Genomic DNA, 1,725 nt, shown 5'->3' with positions numbered 1-1,725 from the left:
CGGGAGGTCTGGTAGATGGCGACCTACATCCCTTGCAAGGGGGACTTCGTCGCCCTGACGTTCGACCCGCAGTCCGGGCACGAACAGCGCGGCCGCCGTCCGGCTCTCGTGGTCAGCAACGACCTGTTCAACAAGCACACGGGACTCTGTATCGCGTGCCCGATCACCAACACCGTACGCGACTTCCCCTTCCACGTATCGATCCCGGCGGGGGAGGAAGTGACCGGTGTGGTCATGGTGGAGCAGGTGAAGTCGATCGACTTTCGTTCGCGCAGCGCGAAACGCATCGGGAGCGCGCCGACGGCTGTCTTGGAGGAAGTGCTGTCGATACTGGATGCGTGCATCTACTGAGGTGAGTGCGGGAGGGCCTCAATCGTCTCGTGCTTTGACTCCCACCCTAGCGCTCGCCCTCCCTAGCCCTCGCGCCTGCCTTCGCGCCCCCGTGTCCGATCGCGCCAAGGAAGTACGAGAGCGCGAGGATCACGACGCCCATTCCCGCTCCCTTGTACAAGAGCGAAAGGGCGTCCTTCGACTTGATCGCCTCGCCGAGGAACAGTACGGCGAGCACGACGATCACAACGCCGACGAGCTTCTCCTTCAAGTCCTCGAGCGTGTGGATCTCGAGCCACGCGGGAAGCGGCACGTTGTCGTCGATGAAGAGCGAGTACAGGCCGAGAGCGACGATGTAGAGCACAGTCGAGAGCAGGAACAAATCCGTGAGCTCGATGAAGGCCAGCAAAATCTGCTTCTCGGTCATCTTGCCGCCGACGACGTCTATCACGGTCCGCACGGTCTCGATGGCGCCGACGGCCACGATCGTGAGCGAGCCGACGAACGTCGCGATCACCGGCACGCCGATGACGAAGCGCGTCCAGCCGACCAGCCTGCTTGTGCCTGAGCCCTGCGCCATCGTGAGGATTCCCCTCGCCGGTCGTCGGTCGTGTCGCTGCGGTGCCCGAACACTATAACCGACCGGCCCCCCGACCCCCGAAACGCGGGAGGACCCGCGCGCCGCGGCAGCATCACGCTCCTCGCGAGGGTGTTTCTGGACACGCCACGCATGCCATGACAGAATGTTCGTAACAGTGAACATTATGTAATCTGGCAGGTGAAGGTACGTGTTCGAGCGCGGAATCGTCGCACTACTCCGAACCCGTTTGCGCGAACCGCGTCACACGATGCAAGCGCTTCTCGGTCCGCGTCAGGTCGGCAAGACAACAGCGGTCCGCCAAACCCTCGACCAGCTCGAACTTCGCTCGATCTACGCGTCCGCGGACGCACCGGAATTGCAGGCGCGAACCTGGATCTACGATCAATGGAACCAGGCTCGCGCCATTCATACCGAGACACGACTACCGGTCGTGCTTGTCCTAGACGAGGTTCCGAAGCTGCCGCGGTGGACCGATGTTGTCAAACAGCTGTGGGACGAAGACACCTGGCATGGCCGCGACATCAGGGTCGTCCTTCTGTGCTCGGCACCGCTCCACGTGGGCCGAGGCTTGCGAGAAAGCATGGCTGGCCGTTACGAGATCATCCACGCCAGCCACTGGAGCTGGCCGGAGTGCAGGGATGCATTCGGTTGGAGTCTCGACCAATACATCTACTTCGGCGGGTACCCAGGGGGCGTCGAGTACGTGGGCGACGAGGACAGGTGGCGTGAGTACGTGAAGGAGACCGCGATCGAGACGACGGTGTCGCGCGATTTGCTCAACCAATCGCGCGTGG

3 protein-coding genes are annotated in these 1,725 nt (G+C 62.8%); 2 read left to right on the top strand and 1 reads right to left on the bottom strand.

Annotated elements, in window-relative coordinates:
- Window positions 1-15 precede the first annotated feature (15 nt).
- Window positions 16-351: a type II toxin-antitoxin system PemK/MazF family toxin gene (locus Q8K99_11805; GenBank protein ID MDP2183238.1), complete on the top strand. Its 336-nt coding sequence runs from the start codon at window positions 16-18 to the stop codon at window positions 349-351.
- A gap of 46 nt (window positions 352-397) precedes the next feature.
- Here Q8K99_11805 and Q8K99_11800 read toward each other — a convergent pair whose 3' ends face one another.
- A complete protein-coding gene (locus tag Q8K99_11800; GenBank protein ID MDP2183237.1) occupies window positions 398-910 on the bottom strand; it encodes a YqhA family protein in 513 nt (170 codons plus the stop codon).
- 208 nt (window positions 911-1,118) lie between these two features.
- Here Q8K99_11800 and Q8K99_11795 point away from each other — a divergent pair.
- A partial coding sequence (locus Q8K99_11795; GenBank protein ID MDP2183236.1) for an AAA family ATPase occupies window positions 1,119-1,725 on the top strand: 607 nt, incomplete at its 3' end.

It is taken from the genome of Actinomycetota bacterium, assembly GCA_030682655.1.
GTDB lineage: Bacteria > Actinomycetota > Coriobacteriia > Anaerosomatales > JAUXNU01 > JAUXNU01.
The sequence above is the reverse complement of the archived record's forward strand: the minus strand, read 5'-3'. Positions and strand labels throughout refer to the sequence as shown.